Source organism: Sanguibacter suarezii NBRC 16159 (assembly GCF_001552735.1).
GTDB classification, from domain to species: Bacteria; Actinomycetota; Actinomycetes; order Actinomycetales; family Cellulomonadaceae; genus Sanguibacter; species Sanguibacter suarezii.
Genome location: NZ_BCRT01000010.1, coordinates 427,973 through 447,747 on the forward strand (window position 1 = coordinate 427,973; position 19,775 = coordinate 447,747).

Annotated in this window: 16 protein-coding genes; 8 read left to right on the forward strand and 8 right to left on the reverse strand. The window is 70.8% G+C overall.

What is annotated here, in order from left to right:
• Positions 1-33 precede the first annotated feature (33 nt).
• Together SS2_RS06540 and SS2_RS06545 are read right to left on the reverse strand one after the other, a co-directional pair.
• A complete protein-coding gene (locus SS2_RS06540; RefSeq protein ID WP_066462227.1) occupies positions 34-759 on the reverse strand; it encodes an NUDIX hydrolase in 726 nt (241 codons plus the stop codon).
• Positions 760-763: 4 nt separating this feature from the next.
• The gene (locus SS2_RS06545) at positions 764-2,218 is read right to left on the reverse strand and encodes a GuaB1 family IMP dehydrogenase-related protein (RefSeq protein WP_066462229.1); all 1,455 of its coding nucleotides are present in this window, start codon (positions 2,216-2,218) and stop codon (positions 764-766) included.
• A 223-nt stretch (positions 2,219-2,441) separates the two neighbouring features.
• Between SS2_RS06545 and dxs the strand changes: the two genes are divergently transcribed.
• The 5 genes from dxs to pflA all read left to right on the forward strand — a co-directional run bounded on the left by dxs (position 2,442) and on the right by pflA (position 10,084).
• Positions 2,442-4,319: a 1-deoxy-D-xylulose-5-phosphate synthase gene (gene dxs, locus SS2_RS06550; RefSeq protein WP_066462231.1), complete on the forward strand. Its 1,878-nt coding sequence runs from the start codon at positions 2,442-2,444 to the stop codon at positions 4,317-4,319.
• Between the two features lie 258 nt (positions 4,320-4,577).
• Entirely contained in the window at positions 4,578-5,879 is a 1,302-nt protein-coding gene (locus SS2_RS06555; RefSeq protein WP_066462233.1) for a TrpB-like pyridoxal phosphate-dependent enzyme, read from the forward strand.
• 164 nt (positions 5,880-6,043) lie between these two features.
• Positions 6,044-6,625 carry a P-loop NTPase family protein gene (locus tag SS2_RS06560; RefSeq protein ID WP_157607207.1) on the forward strand — a complete coding sequence of 194 codons (582 nt, stop codon included), beginning with the start codon at positions 6,044-6,046 and terminating at the stop codon, positions 6,623-6,625.
• Positions 6,626-6,741: 116 nt separating this feature from the next.
• The gene (gene pflB, locus SS2_RS06565; RefSeq protein WP_066462236.1) at positions 6,742-9,021 is read left to right on the forward strand and encodes a formate C-acetyltransferase; all 2,280 of its coding nucleotides are present in this window, start codon (positions 6,742-6,744) and stop codon (positions 9,019-9,021) included.
• 97 nt (positions 9,022-9,118) lie between these two features.
• Positions 9,119-10,084 carry a pyruvate formate-lyase-activating protein gene (gene pflA, locus SS2_RS06570; protein ID WP_245643386.1) on the forward strand — a complete coding sequence of 322 codons (966 nt, stop codon included), beginning with the start codon at positions 9,119-9,121 and terminating at the stop codon, positions 10,082-10,084.
• 49 nt (positions 10,085-10,133) lie between these two features.
• On the opposite strand, the gene SS2_RS06575 is transcribed toward pflA, so the two are convergent.
• Positions 10,134-10,559, reverse strand: coding sequence for a VOC family protein (locus SS2_RS06575; RefSeq protein WP_066462240.1), 426 nt, complete (start codon positions 10,557-10,559; stop codon positions 10,134-10,136).
• A 101-nt stretch (positions 10,560-10,660) separates the two neighbouring features.
• Between SS2_RS06575 and SS2_RS06580 the strand changes: the two genes are divergently transcribed.
• Entirely contained in the window at positions 10,661-11,707 is a 1,047-nt protein-coding gene (locus SS2_RS06580; RefSeq protein WP_066462242.1) for a helix-turn-helix transcriptional regulator, read from the forward strand.
• 86 nt (positions 11,708-11,793) lie between these two features.
• Here SS2_RS06580 and SS2_RS06585 read toward each other — a convergent pair whose 3' ends face one another.
• The 4 genes from SS2_RS06585 to SS2_RS06600 form a co-directional block, all read right to left on the reverse strand.
• On the reverse strand, positions 11,794-12,087 hold the full coding sequence (locus SS2_RS06585; protein WP_066462244.1) for a DUF1416 domain-containing protein: 294 nt from the start codon (positions 12,085-12,087) through the stop codon (positions 11,794-11,796).
• On the reverse strand, positions 12,084-12,920 hold the full coding sequence (locus SS2_RS06590) for a sulfurtransferase (RefSeq protein WP_066462246.1): 837 nt from the start codon (positions 12,918-12,920) through the stop codon (positions 12,084-12,086). The genes SS2_RS06585 and SS2_RS06590 overlap by 4 nt, the downstream gene beginning before the upstream one ends.
• A 274-nt stretch (positions 12,921-13,194) precedes the next feature.
• A complete protein-coding gene (locus tag SS2_RS06595) occupies positions 13,195-15,306 on the reverse strand; it encodes a 3-hydroxyacyl-CoA dehydrogenase NAD-binding domain-containing protein (RefSeq protein WP_066462248.1) in 2,112 nt (703 codons plus the stop codon).
• Positions 15,307-15,318: 12 nt separating this feature from the next.
• Positions 15,319-16,569, reverse strand: a complete 1,251-nt coding sequence (locus SS2_RS06600) for a thiolase family protein (protein ID WP_066462249.1) — start codon at positions 16,567-16,569, stop codon at positions 15,319-15,321.
• A gap of 237 nt (positions 16,570-16,806) precedes the next feature.
• On the opposite strand from SS2_RS06600, the gene SS2_RS06605 reads away from it, so the two are divergent.
• Entirely contained in the window at positions 16,807-17,487 is a 681-nt protein-coding gene (locus SS2_RS06605; RefSeq protein ID WP_169796265.1) for a hypothetical protein, read from the forward strand.
• 54 nt (positions 17,488-17,541) lie between these two features.
• The gene (locus SS2_RS06610; protein WP_066462258.1) at positions 17,542-18,777 is read left to right on the forward strand and encodes a heparan-alpha-glucosaminide N-acetyltransferase domain-containing protein; all 1,236 of its coding nucleotides are present in this window, start codon (positions 17,542-17,544) and stop codon (positions 18,775-18,777) included.
• Between the two features lie 3 nt (positions 18,778-18,780).
• Here SS2_RS06610 and SS2_RS06615 read toward each other — a convergent pair whose 3' ends face one another.
• Positions 18,781-19,767, reverse strand: coding sequence for a lipid II:glycine glycyltransferase FemX (locus SS2_RS06615; protein ID WP_066462261.1), 987 nt, complete (start codon positions 19,765-19,767; stop codon positions 18,781-18,783).
• Between the last annotated feature and the right edge of the window lie 8 nt (positions 19,768-19,775).

The window sequence follows — 19,775 nt, forward strand, 5'->3', positions numbered from 1 at the left end:
GGCGCCTGGGACCGGCCCGTCGGGCAGGGCGTCTCAGAGCGGCACGTCGATGGGACGTGGCTCCCACGGCTGCGTCCACCCGAGCGCGTCGAAGAGCCCGTCGAGCACCAGACCGGTGAAGCCCCACACGATGCGCTCCCCGACCACGAAGGCCGGGCTGTCGAAGACCCGCGCGCCCCGGCGGACGATCGCGGAGCCACGGTTCGCCGGGTCCAGCAGCGTGGCGACCGGGACGCGGAAGACCGCAGCCGACTCTCCCGGGTCCATCACCGAGACCGCCGACGGCGTGTGCCACCACGCCAGCACCGGTGTGACCACGTGGTTGCTCACCGGCAGCGGCAGATCACCCAGCGTGCCGACGACGTCGACGCCGGCCGGGTCCAGTCCCGTCTCCTCCACGCCCTCACGCAGCGCCGCGGCCACCGGTCCGGAGTCACCGGGGTCGATCCGCCCGCCAGGGAAGGCGATCTGCCCCGGGTGGTGGTTGAGGGAGGCAGCCCGCTCGATGAGCAGCACGTCCACGGACGGGGCGTCAGCGTCGCCGAGCCGGTGGGGCTCCAGCAGCACCGCACCCGCCGAGCTCGCCGCCGCACCCGCCGTAACGACACGACCGGTTGGTCCCGCCGGCGTGTCCTCGTCGGCGAACAGCACGAGGACCGCCGCCGCCCGTGCCCGTGCCTGGGCAGGGGAGACCATGCGGTTCCACAGGTTCCCCGACCGCACGAGGGCGTCGAGCTGGGCGCGCACCAGGTGGGTCACAGCGTCACCACCCGGCGGGCAGCGGTCGACCCTCCTCGTAGCCCGCTGCCGACTGGATGCCCACCACGGCCCGCTCGGTGAACTCCGCCAGGCTCGTGGCGCCGGCGTAGGTGCAGGCGCTGCGCAGCCCCGAGGTGATCTCGTCCACGAGGTCCTCCACGCCCGGGCGGGCAGGGTCGAGGTACATCCGCGAGGACGAGATGCCCTCCTCGAAGAGCGCCTTGCGGGCCCGGTCGAAGGGCGACCCGCCTGCGGTGCGAGCGGCCACAGCACGCGCCGAGGCCATCCCGAAGCTCTCCTTGTACAACCGGCCGGAGCCGTCCTCGTGCAGGTCGCCGGGGCTCTCGTGGGTGCCGGCGAACCATGAGCCGACCATCACCTGGGAGGCGCCGGCGGCCAGTGCGAGCGCGACGTCGCGGGGGTGGCGCACCCCGCCGTCGGCCCAGACGTGCTTGCCGAGCTCGGCGGCGCGGGTGGCGCACTCGAGCACCGCGGAGAACTGCGGCCGCCCGACGCCGGTCATCATCCGGGTGGTGCACATGGCGCCCGGGCCCACGCCGACCTTGACGATGTCCGCGCCCGCCTCCACGAGGTCGGTGACTCCCTGTGCGGTGACGACGTTGCCGGCCACGACGGGGACCTGCGGGGACACCGATCGCACCGCTGCCAGCGCCGCGATCATCTTGGCCTGGTGGCCATGGGCGGTGTCCACGACGATGACGTCGACGCCGGCTGCGAGGAGCTCGGCCGTCTTGGCGGCCACGTCACCGTTGATGCCGACCGCGGCAGCCACCCGCAGGCGCCCCTGGGCGTCCACGGCGGGCTCGTAGATGCTCGAGCGCAGCGCGCCGATCCGGGTGAGCACGCCGACCAGCTCGCCGTCGCGCACGACGGGGGCGAGCTTGCGACGCGAGGCGTGCAGCTGGTCGAAGGCCGCGCGCATCCCGGCGGCCCCGGCGCCGTCGAGCATCGCGGCGTCGATGAGCGTGGGGTGGGCGGACATGACGTGGTTGACCTGGGTGAAGCGATCCACCCCGAGGCAGTCCGAGGCAGTCACGATGCCGACCGGGCGCCCCGCCTCCACGACCACGGCGGCTCCGTGGGACCGCTTGCCGATGAGGGAGAGGGCGGTGTGCACGGTGGCGCTGGGGGAGACGATCACCGGGGTCTCGATGACGGGGTCCTTGGACTTGACCGTGGCCACGACGTCCGCGACGACGTCGGTGGGGATGTCCTGGGGGATGACGGCGATCCCGCCGCGGCGGGCGATCGTCTCAGCCATCCGCCGCCCAGACACGGCGGTCATGTTCGCCACGACCAGCGGGATCGTCGTGCCGGTGCCGTCGGTGCTGGAGAGGTCGACGTCGAAGCGGGAGGCGACCTCCGAACGAGCCGGGACGAGGAAGACGTCGCCGTAGGTGAGGTCGGTCGTGGGCTGGTGTCCGTCCAAGAAGCGCATGAGACCAGTGTACGAAGCGCGGTGCCCGCCCGGTGCAGTCATCGCCGGTGGTGTGGATCCTGTGTGCTTCTCTCAAGAGTCCCGCACGATTTCGCCGGTCCGGCCGCCGCCGGGACGCGACGACGCTTCGCGGCCAATAGAGTGGGTCCTTGTGCATACCGCACGACGACGCCGTGCGTGCGCTCGCCCCGCGAGCCGTTGCGGCAGCATAGGAGGCAACGCCATGGGGCTGCTGGAATCGATCCAGTCACCAGATGATCTTCGCCGGCTCACGCCCGCCCAGGCGGAGGAGCTCGCCGCCGAGATCCGCGACTTCCTCGTGCAGTCCGTCTCGCGCACCGGCGGGCACCTGGGCCCCAATCTCGGAGTCGTCGAGCTGACGATCGGCATGCACCGCGTGTTCTCCTCGCCCGCGGACTCCTTCGTCTTCGACACCGGGCACCAGTCCTACGTGCACAAGCTGCTCACCGGCCGGCAGAACTTCGCCGACCTGCGCAAGCGCGAAGGCCTCTCCGGCTACCCCAGCCGCACCGAGTCCACCCACGACATCGTGGAGAACTCCCACGCCTCGACCGCGCTGAGCTGGGCTGACGGGATCGCCAAGGCGAACCTCGTCCGCGGGCTCACCGACCGCAACGTCGTCGCCGTCATGGGCGACGGCGCACTGACCGGCGGCATGGCCTGGGAGGCGCTCAACAACATCGCCGCCGGGCCGGACCGCCGCCTCATCCTCGTCGTCAACGACAACGGGCGTTCCTACGCCCCCACGATCGGCGGCATGGCCCACCACCTCGACACCCTGCGCACCACCCGCGGCTACGAGAACGTGCTGTCCTGGGGCAAGCGCACGCTGCACCGCTCCGGCCCGCCCGGACGCGTGGCCTACGACGCCCTGCACGGGCTGAAGAAGGGCATCAAGGACGTCGTCGCCCCCCAGGGGATGTTCGAGGACCTGGGGATCAAGTACATCGGTCCCGTCGACGGCCACGACATCGCCGGGGTCGAGCGTGCCCTGCGCGCCGCGAAGGCCTTCGGCGGTCCCGTGCTCGTGCACGTCATCACGGAGAAGGGCCGCGGCTACACCCCGGCCGAGCAGGACGTCGCCGACCGCTTCCACGCCGTGGGCCAGATCCACCCCGAGACCGGGCTGCCCGTCGCGCCGTCGCGCTTCGGCTGGACCAAGGTCTTCGCCGACGAGATCGTGTCCATCGGCCACGACCGGCCCGACGTCGTGGCGATCACCGCCGCGATGCTCGCCCCGGTCGGTCTCGCGCCCTTCGAGAAGGCGTTCCCGGAGCGCACCTTCGACGTCGGCATCGCCGAGCAGCACGCGGCCACCAGCGCCGCCGGCATGGCCTTCGCGGGGCTGCACCCCGTCGTCGCGCTCTACGCGACCTTCCTCAACCGCGCCTTCGACCAGGTCCTCATGGACGTGGCGCTGCACAAGGCCGGGGTGACGTTCGTCCTGGACCGCGCCGGCATCACCGGCGACGACGGCGCGAGCCACAACGGCATGTGGGACATGGCCATGCTGCGCATCGTCCCGGGCCTGCACCTGGCCGCCCCGCGCGACGAGCCGACGCTGCGCGCGGCCCTGCGCCGTGCGGTGGACATCGACGACGCCCCGAGCGTGGTGCGCTACCCCAAGGGCGCCATGGGTGAGGCGCTGCCGGCGATCGACTCCCTCGACGGGGTGGACATCCTGGCCCGCGAGGAGCCGGAGACTCCCTCGGTGCGGGTGCTCGTCGTGGGCGTGGGGTCCATGGCCACCACAGCGCTGGAGGTGAGCGAGCTGCTCGCGGCGCACGGGGTGGCCACGACGGTCGCCGCACCGACCTGGGTGCTGCCCATGCCGGACTCCCTCGTCAAGCTCACCGGCGAGCACGACCTCGTGGTGACCATCGAGGACGGGCTGGCCGAGGGCGGCATCGGCGCGCTGCTGGGGGAGCGGGCCGCTCGCGCGGACCTGCGCACCCGGGTCCACACGGTCGGTCTGCCCACCGCCTTCCTCGATCACGCCACCCGGGCGCAGATCGTCGAGGCGAACCGGCTGGGCGCGGCGGACATCGCCCGCGACGTCCTCGACGCACTGGCTCGCTGAGGTCACGTCCGCTGAGGTCTCGTCCGCTCGCAACCTGACCGGACCGGTCCTGTCGCGACCGGTCCGCGGACAGGGGTCATCGGCGCTCGCGGGCGGCCCTATGCTGTGCGGGTGATCACTCACAGCGTGCGCCTCTGGTGGCCGACCCGGTAACGGTCGGCCCCTCAAGCGTGCGCGGACCTTGCCCAACGACGGGTGGTCCCGCGGCCTTCGAGGCGGGGAGTAGCCCGCCGGCGAACCCGCGAGAGAAGGACCCCTATGAGCACCTCTGCGATCTCACGTTCCCTCGAGCCCCTCGGCTTCTCCATCCCGGCGAACGTGCCCACGCACTGGTACAACCTCAACGCCGACCTGCCCTCGCCGGTGCCCCCGCACCTGCACCCGGGCACGCGCGAGCCGCTGACCCCGGAGGACCTGGCGCCGCTGTTCCCGATGGCGCTCATCGCCCAGGAGGTCTCGACCGAGCGGTACATCGAGATCCCGCAGGTGGTCCGAGAGATCTACGCGCAGTGGCGGCCGGCGCCGCTGGTGCGTGCCCACCGCCTCGAGCGGGAGCTGGGCACGGCGGCGCGGATCTACTACAAGTACGAGGGCGTGAGCCCGGTCGGTTCCCACAAGCCCAACACCGCCGTCGCGCAGGTGTACTACAACGCGATCGAGGGCATCACCCGGCTCACCACGGAGACCGGTGCGGGCCAGTGGGGTGCCTCGTTGTCGATGGCCTGCTCGATGCTCGGCCTGACTTGCGAGGTGTGGCAGGTGCGGGCCTCCTACGAGTCCAAGCCCTACCGCCGCATGCAGATGGAGACCTACGGCAGCGTGTGCCACTCCTCGCCGTCAGAGCTCACCGAGGCCGGCCGGGCGATCCTCGCCGAGACCGCGGACACCACCGGTTCCCTCGGGATGGCGATCAGCGAGGCCGTCGAGGTCGCCGTCGGTGACCCGAACGCCCACTACTCCCTGGGCAGCGTGCTCAACCACGTGATGCTGCACCAGTCGGTCATCGGGATCGAGGCCCTCGACCAGCTCGACCAGGCGGGGGAGACCCAGGCCGACGTCGTCTTCGGCTGCGCGGGCGGCGGGTCCAACCTTGCCGGGCTGTCCTTCCCGTTCATCGGCAAGAACCTGCGTGAGGGCACCACGACCCGGGTGGTGGCCTGCGAGCCGGCTGCCTGCCCCTCCCTCACCCAGGGGGAGTACCGCTACGACCACGGTGACGTCGCGGGCCTGACGCCGTTGATGAAGATGTACACCCTGGGCACCGAGTTCGTCCCGCCGGCCATCCACGCCGGCGGGCTGCGGTACCACGGGATGGCGCCGATGGTCTCGCACACCGTCAACCTCGGCCTCATGGAGGCGGTGGCGATCGAGCAGGAGGACGCCTTCGCCGCCGGGGTGCTCTTCGCCCGGGTCGAGGGCATCGTGCCGGCGCCGGAGTCCACGCACGCGGTCGCCGCGGCGATCGCCTACGCACGCACCGTCACCGAGCCGGAGGTCATCGTCATCGGCCTGTCCGGCAACGGCGCCCTCGACCTCCCGGCCTACGCCGAGTACGTCTGAGCGTGCTGCGGCCCGGCCCGGTCACTCCCGGGCCGGGTCGCACCGTGCACGGCGCCCGACCGGTCGCAAGGGACGTTGGACCCGAGTCGCGGGAGAGCCCTTGCGACTCGCTGACCTGCGGGCGGACGTTGCATACCGGGCGGACAGAGGAGATGATCGAGGTCATGCCTGCTGAAACCACCCAGATCCTGTTCCTCGGGGGCGCTGCAGGCGTCGGCAAGACCAGCGTGTCTGTCGAAGTCAGCGCGGTGCTGCGGCGCTCGCGCGTCGCGCACGCCCTCGTCGACGGTGACAACCTCGACGCGAGCTATCCCGGTCCGCTGGACTCCGGGCGCCCGTGGCTGTCGTTGACCAACCTGACGAAGCTGTGGGGCACCTACCAGGCGGCCGGTCAGCACCGGCTGGTCTACGTCAACACCGTCAGCGTCCTGGAGGTCGAGGAGTTGCGCAGCGCGGTGGATCCGCAGGCCAGCGTCACCGCGGTGCTCCTGGAGGCCGAGCCGGACGCGCTCACTGACCGGCTCCGTCGGCGCGAGCGTGGCTCCGAGCTTGACGAGCACCTCTCGCGCAGCGCGCGGTGGGCCGCTGACCTGCGCTCACGCGCCCCGGAATGGGTCACGCGGCTCGACACCACCGGAGCATCGGTCTCGGCCGTCGCGGAGGCCGTCGTGGCCCTCACAGGATGGGTCCAGCCGCAGGCCAGGGCAGCGGCGGAAGGAGGTCGAGACGTTCCTCGCTGGGTGTGACGCACACCTCAGCACTCTGACGGCTTGAGGGCCTTAGGTCCCAAGTCGTCCCATCAATATCTTCCTAGTGTGGAAGACAAGATCAACAGGTCGAGGGATTCCCCAAGGAGACGGCGATGACCACCACAGCAGATGGCACGATGAACACCACCGGTGCCAGCACTCCCCAGCCATGGCGCGGGTTCAGCGAAGGCGCATGGACCGCGGACGTCGACGTCCGGGACTTCATCCAGCGCAACTACCGTCCCTACGAGGGCGACGCCTCCTTCCTGGAGGGGGCCACCGCGAAGACCCTCGCCGTGTGGGACACCCTGGAGAAGGACTACCTCTCCGTCGAGCGCGCCAAGCGCGTCTACGACGTCGACACGCACACCCCCGCTGACATCGACGCCTTCCCGGCCGGCTACATCAGCTCCGACGACGACGTCATCGTCGGTCTGCAGACCGACGTCCCGCTCAAGCGCGCGATGATGCCCTACGGCGGATGGCGCATGGTGGAGACCGCGATCAAGGAGGCCGGGCTGGAGCCTGACCCCCACGTCAAGGAGATCTTCACCAAGTACCGCAAGACCCACAACGAAGGGGTCTTCGACATCTACACCCCGCGCATCCGCGCGGCCCGCTCCTCCCACATCATCACCGGCCTGCCTGACTCCTACGGCCGCGGCCGCATCATCGGTGACTACCGCCGGGTGGCGCTCTACGGCGTGGACTTCCTCATCGAGGCCAAGATGAAGGACAAGGACGCCGTCGCCGACCAGCCGTTCTCTGAGAACTGGGCACGCTACCGCGAAGAGCACTCCGAGCAGATCCGGGCGCTGAAGAAGCTCAAGAACCTCGGTGAGCAGTACGGCTTCGACCTGGGACGCCCCGCGGCCAACGCCAAGGAAGCCATCCAGTGGACCTACTTCGGCTACCTCGCCGCGGTGAAGTCCCAGGACGGCGCGGCCATGAGCTTCGGTCGCCTCTCCGCCTTCTTCGACGTCTACATCGAGCGTGACCTCGCCGAGGGCACGATCACCGAGGTCGAGGCCCAGGAGTACATCGACCAGCTGGTGCTCAAGCTCCGCATCGTGCGGTTCCTGCGCACCATCGACTACGACCAGATCTTCTCCGGCGACCCCTACTGGGCCACCTGGTCCGACGCCGGCTTCGGCGACGACGGGCGCACCCTGGTCACCAAGACCTCGTTCCGCCTGCTGCAGACCCTGCGCAACCTCGGCCCGGCTCCCGAGCCGAACATCACCATCTTCTGGGACGACAAGCTGCCCCAGGGCTACAAGGACTTCTGCGCCGCGATCAGCATCGAGACCTCGGCCGTGCAGTACGAGTCCGACGCCCAGATCCGCCAGCACTGGGGTGACGACGCCGCGATCGCCTGCTGCGTCTCGCCCATGCGGGTCGGCAAGCAGATGCAGTTCTTCGGTGCTCGCGTCAACGCCGCGAAGAGCCTGCTCTACGCGATCAACGGTGGCCGTGACGAGATGTCCGGCAAGCAGGTCGTCACCGGCTTCGAGCCCATCACCTCCGACGAGCCCCTCGACTTCGACGAGGTCTGGGCCAAGTACGACGCGATGCTGGACTGGGTCGTCCAGACCTACGTCGAGGCGCTGAACATCATCCACTACAGCCACGACAAGTACGCCTACGAGGCGATCGAGATGGCTCTGCACGACAACGAGATCGTGCGGACCCTCGGGTGCGGCATCGCGGGCCTCTCGATCGTCGCGGACAGCCTCTCGGCGATCAAGTACGCCAAGGTCACCCCGGTCCGTGACGAGTCCGGCCTGGTCGTGGACTACATCACCGAGGGCGAGTTCCCGGTGTACGGCAACGACGACGACCGTGCCGACGAGATCGCGAAGCTCGTCGTCAAGACCGTCATGGACAAGATCCGTGCGCTGCCCACCTACCGTGACGCCCTGCCGACGCAGTCGGTCCTGACGATCACCTCGAACGTCGTCTACGGCAAGTCGACCGGGAACTTCCCCTCCGGTCACCGCGCCGGGACCCCCTTCGCCCCGGGCGCCAACCCGGAGAACGGGATGGACACCCACGGGATGGTCGCCTCGATGCTCTCGGTCGGCAAGCTCGACTACGTGGACGCGCTCGACGGCATCTCGCTGACGAACACGATCACCCCGAGCGGGCTGGGACGCACCAAGGAGGAGCAGGTCGCCAACCTCGTCGGTATCCTCGACGCAGGCATGAGCGAGGGCCTGTTCCACGCGAACATCAACGTCCTCAACCGCGAGACCCTCGAGGACGCCATCGAGCACCCGGAGAACTACCCCAACCTCACGGTGCGGGTCTCTGGTTACGCTGTGAACTTCGTCAAGCTCACGCGTGAGCAGCAGCTCGACGTCCTCACCCGGACGTTCCACCAGTCCGCGTGAGACCACACCTCCGACGGAGGTGAACCGGTCGGCGTCCCCCTCGCGGGGGACGCCGACCACCACAGCACGCTCGACCCGAGCACGGAAGGCACCCACCATGAGCACAACCTCACCGACGCAGCCGGTCACCGCACCGGACGCGCCCACCTCGTGCCAGCTCGGGATGCCCACCGTCCGCCTCGCCGACACAGACGCCAGCGACGCAGCTGGCGACGGTGGGGCGCTCGGCGACAAAGACTTTGCTGCCCCGACCCGCCGCGCGAGTGGCGTGGGGACCGGCGGCCTCGAGGTCAGCGACCTCGACCGCGGCTCCAAGCTCGAGCAGATGCGCAACGGCACGCTCGGGTCGATCCACTCCTGGGAGCTGGTGACCGCTGTCGACGGGCCCGGCACGCGCATGACCATCTTCTTCGCCGGCTGCCCGCTGCGCTGCCTGTACTGCCACAACCCCGACACGATGAAGATGAAGAACGGCGAGTCGGTCACCTCCGAGGAGCTGTTGCGCCGGATCAAGCGCTACAAGTCGGTGTTCAAGGCGACTGGCGGCGGCCTGACGATCTCCGGCGGCGAGGTGCTCATGCAGCCCGCCTTCGCGGCCACCCTCCTGGCCGGCGCCAAGGAGCACGGGATCCACACGGCGATCGACACCTCCGGGTTCCTCGGCGCCGCCTGCACCGATGCCATGCTCGAGAACGTCGACCTGGTGCTGCTCGACGTGAAGTCGGGCGACCCTGACACGTACAAGAAGGTCACCGGACGCGAGCTGCAGCCCACCCTCGACTTCGGCCGCCGGCTGGCGGACAAGGGCGTGGAGATCTGGCTGCGCTTCGTCCTGGTCCCGGGCCTCACCGACGACCCGGCGAACGTCGAGACGATCGCCGAGTACGCCGCCTCCCTCTCCTCTGTCTCACGCGTGGAGGTCCTGCCCTTCCACCAGATGGGCCGAGACAAGTGGTCCGCCCTCGGCATGGCCTACGAGCTCGAGGACACCCCTCCTCCCACGGTCGACGAGGTGGAGCGCGTGCGAGAGCAGTTCCGCGCACGAGGGCTCACCGTCTACTGAGCCGCTCCGCCGGCTCAGCCCGGACCGCTCAGCCGGGCCGCTCAGCCCGTCAGGCCGTGCTGTAGGCGACAGCCACGTCCAGCACCCACGTCACGCCGAAGCGGTCCGTGAGCATCCCGTAGGCAGGGGAGAACGCCGACGGCGCGAGGGCGTCCACGATGGTCGACCCCTGCGCCAGCCGGTCCCACAGCTGGCTGATCTCCGCCGCCGAGTCGCCACGCACGGAGACGAAGAGCGCCTTGTCGCCCTGGTCGTAGGACGCGCTGGACGGCACGTCGTAGGCCATGATCTGGAAGCCGCTGTCGGCGACGACCTGGCCGAACTTCACCTGCTCGGCCTCCTCGGGGATCTCGACGGAGTGAGCGTCGGCGTTGGTGAGGATGATCTTCTGTCCGCCGAAGACCGAGTGGTAGAAGTCCAGGGCTGCTCCGGCGTCGCCGCGGAAGTTCAGGTGAGGGGTGGTGATGACAGTCATGGCTGCTCCTTGCGATGAGGTCCAGGAGGTCTCCCGGACTGCTTCCACTCTCTCCGGCGTCTAGGACAGCCACGGTCCTCTTCTCGCCCTAGCATCGACGCATGGCGCCCCCGACGATCTCGACGACAGCCCGGCTCCTGCTGCTGCTCTCCCTCCTGCAGGCCCGGCGGGACTGGCCCGGGCAGGTGCTGGCCGAGCGGCTGGACGTCAGCCACCGGACCGTGCGCCGCGACGTCGACCGGCTGCGCGAGATGGGCTACAGCATCCAGGCGACGAAGGGTCCCGGCGCCGGGTACCGCCTCCAGGCCGGTGCCGACCTCCCACCGCTGCTCTTCGACGACGACCAGGTGATCGCCCTCGCAGTGGCCCTGCAGACGGTCTCCGGGGCCGGTGCTGGTCTGGAGGAGGCGGCCGAGCGCGCCCTGGCGGCGATCCGCCTCGTCATGCCGTCCCGGCTGCGTCACCGTCTCGATGCTCTCCGCTTCACCGCCCTTCCTGGGCGGGCGTCCACGGAGCCGGCGCGGCCGGACGTCCTCGTGGACCTGAGCGCTGCGGTGCGCGCGCGAGAGGTGCTGCGCCTGGACTACACGAGCCGGCTCCCCGATGGCGACGACGGTGGCGACGGCGTCACCACGACGGTGCGCAGGCGCGTCGAGCCCCACCACCTCGTCGCATCCCAGGGCCGCTGGTACCTCGTGGCGTGGGACCTGGACGTGGGCGACTGGCGCCTCCTGCGCGCCGACCGCGTCTCCCCGAGGACGCCGGCCGGTCCCCGCTTCACCCCGCGCGAGGTCCCCGGCGTGAGCGTGGCGGCCTTCGTCGCAGCACGGTTCAAGGGCTCAGCGCAGGAGGATCGCTGGCCGTGCCGCGGCAGCGTGGTTCTCGCTCTGGGAGCCGACGCCGTGCTTCCCTTCGCCGGCGACGCGGTCGTGGCGTCCCTAGGACCGGGCAGATGCCGTCTCGAGGCCGGCTCGTGGTCGTGGGTGGCTCTGGCCGCCTCCCTCGGGCGGTTCGACGCCGACATCGTCGAGGCAGCACCGGCTGAGCTGGCGGGTGCCTTCGGCCTCCTTGCTGACCGGTTCGCGACGGCGGCGGGCCGGTCCCCGAAGCCGACCGACCCGGGCCCAGGACGCGGGATCGAGCTGTAGAGACACCGAAGGCGTACGAGCCCAGGTCATCGATTTCCCCCCCGGGATCGACCTCGGACTCGCACGCCCTCGGAATGCGGACAGTACTACGAGAGCACCAGCTCCGCACGGTTGACGCCCACAGCGGCGGTGATCTCACCCCTGGTGTAGCCCTTGGGGGAGAGAGCGCGAAGCTCCCAGGCCCCGGGGGCGGCGTAAAAACGGAAGCTGCCCTCGGGGCTGGAGACCACCTCGGCGGTGAACTCCCCGGTGGCATCGTGCAGGCGCACGTAGGCGCCGCTGACCGGGGAGCCGGCCTGGCTGATGGTTCCCTCGATGAGGGTCGCCCCGGCGGCCACCACGGCGGGAAGGCTCTGGTCCGGTGCCCCGCAGGAGGTCACTTGGCGTCGACCTCGATCGGCACGCCGACGAGGGAGCCGTACTCGACCCACGAGCCGTCGTAGTTCTTCACGTCGGCCTGGCCCAGGAGCTGGCTGAGCACGAACCAGCTGTGGCTGGAGCGCTCGCCGATGCGGCAGTAGGCGATGGTCGGCTTGGAGGTGTCCAGGCCGGCCGCTCCGTAGAGGGCCGCGAGCTCGTCGTCGGACTTGAAGGTGCCGTCGTCGTTGGCTGCCTTGGACCAGGGGATGTTGATGGCGGAGGGCACGTGCCCGCCCTTCTGGGCGTGCTCCTGGGGCAGGTGCGCCGGGCCGAGGATGGTGCCGGCGAACTCCTCGGGCGAGCGCACGTCGACGAGGTTCTTCTCACCGATCGAGGCGACGACCTCGTCGCGGAAGGCGCGGATGGACAGGTCCTGGTCCTGCGCCACGTAGGTGGTCGCCGGGCGGGTGACCGTCTCGTCGCTGAGGGTGCGGGAGTCGAGCTCCCACTTCTTGCGACCGCCGTCGATGAGCTTGACGGAGGTGTGGCCGTAGAGGGTGAAGTACCAGAAGGCGTAGGCGGCGAACCAGTTGTTGTTGCCGCCGTAGAGCACGACGGTGTCGTCGTTGCTGATGCCCTTGGCCGAGAGCAGAGCCTCGAACTGCTCCTTGTTGACGAAGTCACGGCGGACCGGGTCCTGCAGGTCGGTCTTCCAGTCGAGCTTGATCGCCCCGGGCAGGTGGCCCTTGTCGTAGGCGGAGGTGTCTTCGTCGACCTCGACGAACACGAGCCCCGGTGCGGTGAGGTTCGTCTCGGCCCAGTCGGCGGAGACGAGGACGTCGTTGCGTGCCATGTGCAGATTTCTCCTCGGTGCAGTCCGCAGCGCTGGGCTGGGGATCGTGTCGGTCATGATGGCGCTGATGACGCTAATCGAGCGAATGGGATGGCATAGTCAGCGTCTCACTGGCTGAGCAGAGCGGCGCTCCCTGCGCGCCGTAATGCGACGTATGCGCCTCGCTGCACCGTATATCCGTCTTGCTGGATGAGACCGCTGCGCCTGCGAAAGGGAGAAGTCGGGCTCGGGGCGGCACCGCAGAAGCCTGCGGTGCCGCCCCGAGAGATCGGCGTCAGGCGGGGACGTTGGCCACCCCGTCCGGCAGCAGGCGACGCCCCAGCACCCGCTGGGAGTACCCGGTGCGGTCCAGGTACGGGCTGATGCCGCCGGCGCTGAAGGGCCACCCGGCACCGAGGATCATGCACAGGTCGATCTGCGACGGCCCGGACACCACGCCCTCGTCGAGCATGAGGCCGATCTCGGTGGCCAGCGCCGTCAGCACCCGGTCCAGCACACCCGCCTCGTCAAGCACCGCCGGCTGCGGGGCGCCGGGCCGGTCGAACACCTCCTGCAGCGCCGGGTCCACCTCCGCGGGGACCCCGCGCTCGGTGGAGGCCAGCACCACCGGGACCTTCTCCGCGACGACGCGCTCCAGCCCCGGTGAGGCAGGGAAACGCTCGCCCAGGTCCTCGCGCAGCGACGTCAGGACATGCAGCCCCACCGCCGGTCCCACGAGGTCGAAGAGTGCGAAGGGTCCCATCGGCAGGCCCAGCGGGCGCAGCGCGCGGTCGGCGACCACCACCGGGGTGCCCTCCTCCACGGCGCCGACGATCTCCCCGAGCAGCAGCACGAGCAGCCTGTTGACCACGAAGCCCGGCCGGTCGGTGACCCGCACCGCGGTCTTGCGCAGCGTCTTGGCCACGGCGAAGGCCGTGGCGAGCGCGGCGTCGTCGGTGCGGTCGGCGTCGATCACCTCCACGAGCGGCATCTGCGCCACCGGGTTGAAGAAGTGCAGCCCCACCACCCGCTCGGGGTGCGCCAGGCCCTCGGCCATGGCCGAGACCGACAGGGCGGAGGTGTTGGTGGCCAGGATCGTGGTGGGGGAGACGATCTGCTCGAGCTCGGCGAAGACCCGCTTCTTCAGCGACAGCACCTCCGTCACCGCCTCGATCACGAAGTCGCAGGAGGCCAGGTCCCCGATCTCGGTGGTCCCGCGGACCGCGGCCACCAGCTGGGCACCTGCCTCGGCCCCCATCCGGCCGCTCGCCACGAGCTTGTCGACGGTCGTGCGGACCGAGGCGAGGCCGTGCTCGACCCGTTCGTCGTCCAGGTCCCGCATGACCACCGGGACCCCCAGGCGCTGAGCGAAGAGCAGCGCGAGCTGGGCGGCCATGAGACCTGCCCCCACGATCCCTACCCGGGTGACCGGGCGCGCCAGGGCGGGGTCAGGTGCCCCAGCAGGTCGCTTGCCCCCGGTGACCAGGTGGAAGGCGTAGATGCTGGCCCGCATCTCGTCGCTCATGATGAGGTCGGCCAGGGCGTCGTCCTCGGCCGCGAAGGCGGTCGTCATGTCGCTGTCGCGGGCGGCGGCCAGCAGGTCCAGCGCCCGGTAGGGCGCCGGTCGGGACCCGTGCACCACGGCGTCGACCCGCTCCCGCGCGACTGCCACCGTGGCGCTCCACGCCTCGGGGGAGGCGAGCGGAGGTCGCTCGACCACGATCTCGCCGCGCACCACGGCGTCCGCCCACGCGACGGACTCCTCGAGGAAGTCGGCTGCGTCCAGCAGGGCGTCGGCGAGACCGATCTGGAAGGCCTCGCCAGCGCGGTAGGGCTTGTTCGCGGCGGGACGGGTGAGGATCACCTCGACAGCGCGCTCGATCCCGACGATCCGTGGCAGCAGGTAGCTCCCGCCCCAGCCGGGGATGAGCCCGAGGGAGGTCTCGGGCAGCGCCACGGCCGGGACGTCGGTCGAGATCGTGCGGTAGGTGCAGGCCAGCGCCAGCTCCAGGCCGCCGCCCAGGGCCACGCCGTTGATGAAGGCGAAGGTCGGCACAGCCATCTCGGTGAGCATCCGGTAGGCGCGGTGGCCGGCCTCGCCCAGCGCACGGGCGGCTGCGTGGGAGGTGACGGCGCTCGCTGCTGTGAGGTCGGCGCCGGCGGCCAGGAAGTACGGCTTGCCGGTGACCGCCGCGGCGGCGATCTCGCCGTCGTCGGCGCGGCGCGACACCGTGAGCAGCGCGGCCTCGAGCTCGGCGAGGCCGAGCGGACCGAGGGTGGTGGGCTTGGTGTGGTCGAGCCCGTTGTCCACGGTGATGAGGGCGAGCGTGCCTCCGGAGGGCAGGGCGACGTCGCGGACGAGGGCGTGGGTGACGCGTTCGGCCAGATCGGGGCGGGTCGTGGTCATGTCGGCTCCCTGTCAGTTCTCGGTCGGTGCGGCGGCGGTCGTGTGGCCGGAGTAGTCGGCGTGGTGCGGGTTCTCCCAGATGACGGTGCCGCCCATGCCCAGGCCGACGCACATCGTCGTCAGCCCGTAGCGGACCTCGGGGTGCTCGGCGAACTGCCGGGCGAGCTGGGTCATGAGTCGCACACCGGAGGAGGCGAGCGGGTGGCCCACGGCGATCGCGCCGCCGTAGAGGTTGACCCGCGGGTCGTCGTCGGGCATGGCGAAGTGGTCGAGGAAGGCCAGCACCTGGACGGCGAAGGCCTCGTTGATCTCGAAGAGCCCGATGTCCTCGATGCTCAGGCCGGCGTTCGCCAGTGCGCGCTCGGTGGCCGGGATCGGGCCGATGCTCATGACCTCCGGCGGCACCCCGGCATAGGCGAAGGACACCAGGCGCATCCGGGCCGGCAGTCCTAGCTCGGCGACGGTGTCGCCGTCGGCGAGCAGGCAGACGGCCGCGCCGTCGGTGAGCGGGGAGGCGTTGCCGGCGGTGACCCGCCCGCCGGGCCGGAAGGGGGTCTTGAGGTCGGCGATGTCCTCGAGGGTGGTCCCGGGCCGGGCGAGCTCGTCGGCGGTGGCCAGGCCCCAGCCGAGCTCGGGGGAGCGGACGGCGACGGGGGCGAGGTCGGCGGTGATCTGACCGGCGGCCAGGGCCGCGGCGTACTTGGCCTGGCTGGCGACGCCGTAGGCGTCAGCCCGTTCCTTGGTCAGGTGCGGGTGGCGGTCGTGGATGTTCTCCGCGGTCGCGCCCATGACCAAGGCGGAGGAGTCGACGAGCTTCTCCGAGACGAAGCGCGGGTTGGGGTCGGCGTCGAAGCCCATCGGGTGGTGCCCCATGTGCTCCAGGCCGCCGGCCAGGGTGACGTCCTGCTGCCCGAACCCGATCGCCGAGGCGGTCGTGGTGACCGCGGTCATCGCGCCCGCGCACATCCGGTCGATCGCGAAACCCGGCACCGTGAGCGGCAGCCCGGCCAGCACGGCGACCGAGCGGCCCAGGGTCAGGCCCTGGTCTCCGGTCTGGGTGGTCGCGGCGAGGGCGACCTCGTCGATCCGCTCGGTGGGCAGCTCGGGACGACGGCGCAGCAGCTCGCGCACGGCCTTGACGGCGAGGTCGTCGGAACGGGTGTGGGCGTAGAGGCCATCGGGTCGGGCCTTGCCGAACGGGGTGCGGACCCCTTCGACGAAGACCACGTCACGGACGGCGCGGCGTTGGGCCGAGATGGGCATGAGAGCTCCTGACTGACGGACGACGGTGTCCTGGGCGCTGGTCTGGGACCGGCGCGACGGGTACAGGCTACCGGGAGTCTCAGGAAAATGCACTGGACTGCTCGGGCAGGGCTCGGGGCGGGCGGTGCCGTCGTGGCCGGCCCGCCACCCTTAGAGTGTTCGCGTCCGGGGTGCGGACCGATCCCGCACCTGCTCAGCCGGACCCGGCGCAACGAAAGAAGACCGCTGGTGGATCAGATGAGATTCCGTGATCTCTTCCGTGGGGCCGTCGCGATGTGGATCGTCGTAGGCCTGCTCGGCGGGCCGTCCCTCCTGCTCGTGGCGGCAGCCGCCTTCACCGCGACCGGCCCGTTCGCCCCGCACAGCACCGTGACCACCGACGCGCAGTTCTCGCCGGGGGAGGAGATCACTGTCCGCGGCACGGGCGGCGTGGGTATCCGGCCGGGAGACTTCGTCATCCTGGCCGCGCCCGCCACGGTGGACCCGGCCGCGGTGACGTGCGAGTGGAAGAGCCGCGTGTACAGCACCGGCGAGCAGCGGTCGGGGACCGTCGAGCCCGTTGCCGCAGAGGACCTGAAGGCCGTCGTGACAGACAGCCGCAGCGGCGTGGAGTACCGACCGGTCATGACCACGGCTCGAGGGACGGGCTGGATGGAGATCGACCACCTGACGTGCCGCGGGGAGGGGGTCGAGACCTTCGCCGTCACCGAGAGCGGGGGCATGTCCGCCTCCGACCGCTCGACGGCGGGAGCCGTGGCAGCGGTGTTCGGGATCGTCATGATCGTCACGGGGTTCATCGCCCTGCACCTCACCCGGCGTCACGGACGCCAGCGCACGGTGCCACCACAGCTCGCCTCTGGTCCTCCCGGACCGTACGGCACCGGCCCAGGTGCGTACCCGCGCAACGGCCGGCGGTGACTGCGGCGCCGTGTCGCCGGGTCGTCGCGGCGCGTCGCCCATAGTCTCGTAACCATGACGTCCACCCCGCCGTCGTCGGCGCCGGCTCCGGCTGGCCCGGCTCCTGTCGCTGCGACGCCGGCCGCTCCAGCGCCGGCCACCAGCACCTGGCGGCGCGGACTCGCGCGGCTGGCGGGCGGCCCGGGCCGCCTCACCGGCCTCGACGTCGCGCGCGGCCTCGCGGTGCTCGGCATGTTCGTCGCCCACCTGTACACCCCTGACCCGGTGACGGGCGCAGACCCGATGTCGTGGAGCTGGGTGTTCGACGGGCGGTCCTCGATCCTCTTCGCCACGCTCGCCGGGGTGTCGCTGGCGATCATGTCCGGGCGGACGCGTCCGCTCGAGGGGGTCCCCGCGCTCCAGGCGCGGATGCGTATCCTCGTGCGCGCCCTGCTCATCTTCACCCTCGGCGAGATCCTCACGATGCTCGGCACACCGGTGGCGATCATCCTGCAGGCCTACGCCGTGCTCTTCGTGCTGGCGCTGCCGTTCCTGCGCTGGTCCGCACGCCGGCTGTTCGTGCTGGCGGCAGCCAGCGCAGTGGTCATGCCCGTCCTCACCCCGCTGGTCGCCTCGACTCTCGCGTGGGCTCAGCTGGGCTCCGTCCCGCTCACCGGGTTGCTGGTCACCGGCATGTACCCGGGGATGATCTGGTTCACCTTCATCGTCCTCGGGCTCGCCATCGGACGGTGCCAGTTGTCCGGCACCGATGTCAAGCTGCGGCTCGTGGCGGTCGGTGCGGCGGTCTCCACCCTCGCCTACTCCATCGCCGCGATCGCGGACGGCGCACCGCCGACGGACCCGATGGGCGGAGGGTCGATGGTCACCGAGGGGCGTCCTGCCTTCGTGCTGCCTGACCTCGCCGCCCTGGCTCGCACCGCCGAGCCCCACTCGGGCGGCGTGGCCGAGGTGGTCGGGTCGGGCGCCTTCGCGATGGCGGTGATCGGGCTGTGCCTGCTCGCCGTGCAGGGCGGCCGGTGGCTGCGCGCGCTGCTCACCCCGATCGCGGCCGTCGGGTCGATGGCGCTGACCGCCTACACCATCCACATCGTCGCGCTGTGGCGGGTCGGTGACGCCTACTGGCAGGAGACCGGCCTGCAGCTCCTCGTGCCCTTCGTCGAGGTCACCCTCATCGGGTGCACCCTCTGGCGGTTCTTCCTCGGCCGCGGTCCGCTCGAACGCCTGCTGACGTGGGTCTCGTGGAAGGCGGCGGGCGTCACGCCCGCCGCCCGTGGCCGCGCAGCGACCTGAGGATCAGCGGCGCACCTTGCGCACGATCTTCTTCGCCGCCGGCAGTGCGCGGTTCCACGTCGAGTACCAGTACGAGAACGGCACGTCGATGGATCCCACGAGCTCGTCGGTGTGCTGGGAGAAGCTCCGCTTGAACTCCGAGATCCCATCGTTGAGCAGGCCGTTCATGTCGTACCGCGTGAGCCCGGCGGACTTGGCCTCCAGGATCGAGGCCCACTTGACCGCTGCGTTGGCGCGGAGCTTGCGGCCGGCGTCGTTGACCCCGCCGTACAGCTCGAAGGACGTGGTCGCGGAGTTGACGCACCACACGAAGGACACCGGCCGGTCGCCGTCGAAGGCGGCCGTGAGGACCGAGTGCTCCCCGAGCAGGCGGTGCAGGTCGAGGTAGTAGGCGTCGGAGTGCAGCGCGAAGCCGGCCCGCTCGGCCGTCTCGCGGTAGACCTCCAGGACCGCCGTCACCGTCTCGACGTCGCGCACCCGGCGTACCTCGAGACCGGTGCGGGTGGCCTTGCGGATGTCATAGCGCGTCGACTTGGACATCGCGGCCTGGAGCTCGTCCTCGGTCTGGGTGAGGTCGAGGATCAAGGTGGTGGGGTAGAGGATCGGGTTGGTCGCCAGCCGTGCACCGGTGATCGGCAGCGGCTCGGTGGTCTGCTCCCAGTCCGGCTCGAAGGTGATCCCGACGCCGCGCACCTCACGGCGGCAGTACTCGGCGACCGCGTCGCACACCGGACCGCGCTCGGCGGGGTCGGGGACGGACGGTCCGCGTGGGACGTAGCTGAGCGCCCGGAACACCCCCGGCAGCGGGCGGACGAGAACCTGGGCGGCTCCCACCCGGCGTCCGCCGTCGCTGACCAGCAGGCGCAGGGCCCGCCAGCCGTGGGCGGCCTTGAGCTCACCCCATCCCCAGAGCTGGAGCGGGTGGCCTTCCAGGGCGAGCACGTGCTCGTCCCAGGCAGCAGGATCGGTGATGACGTCGATACTGAGCATTTCTCAGA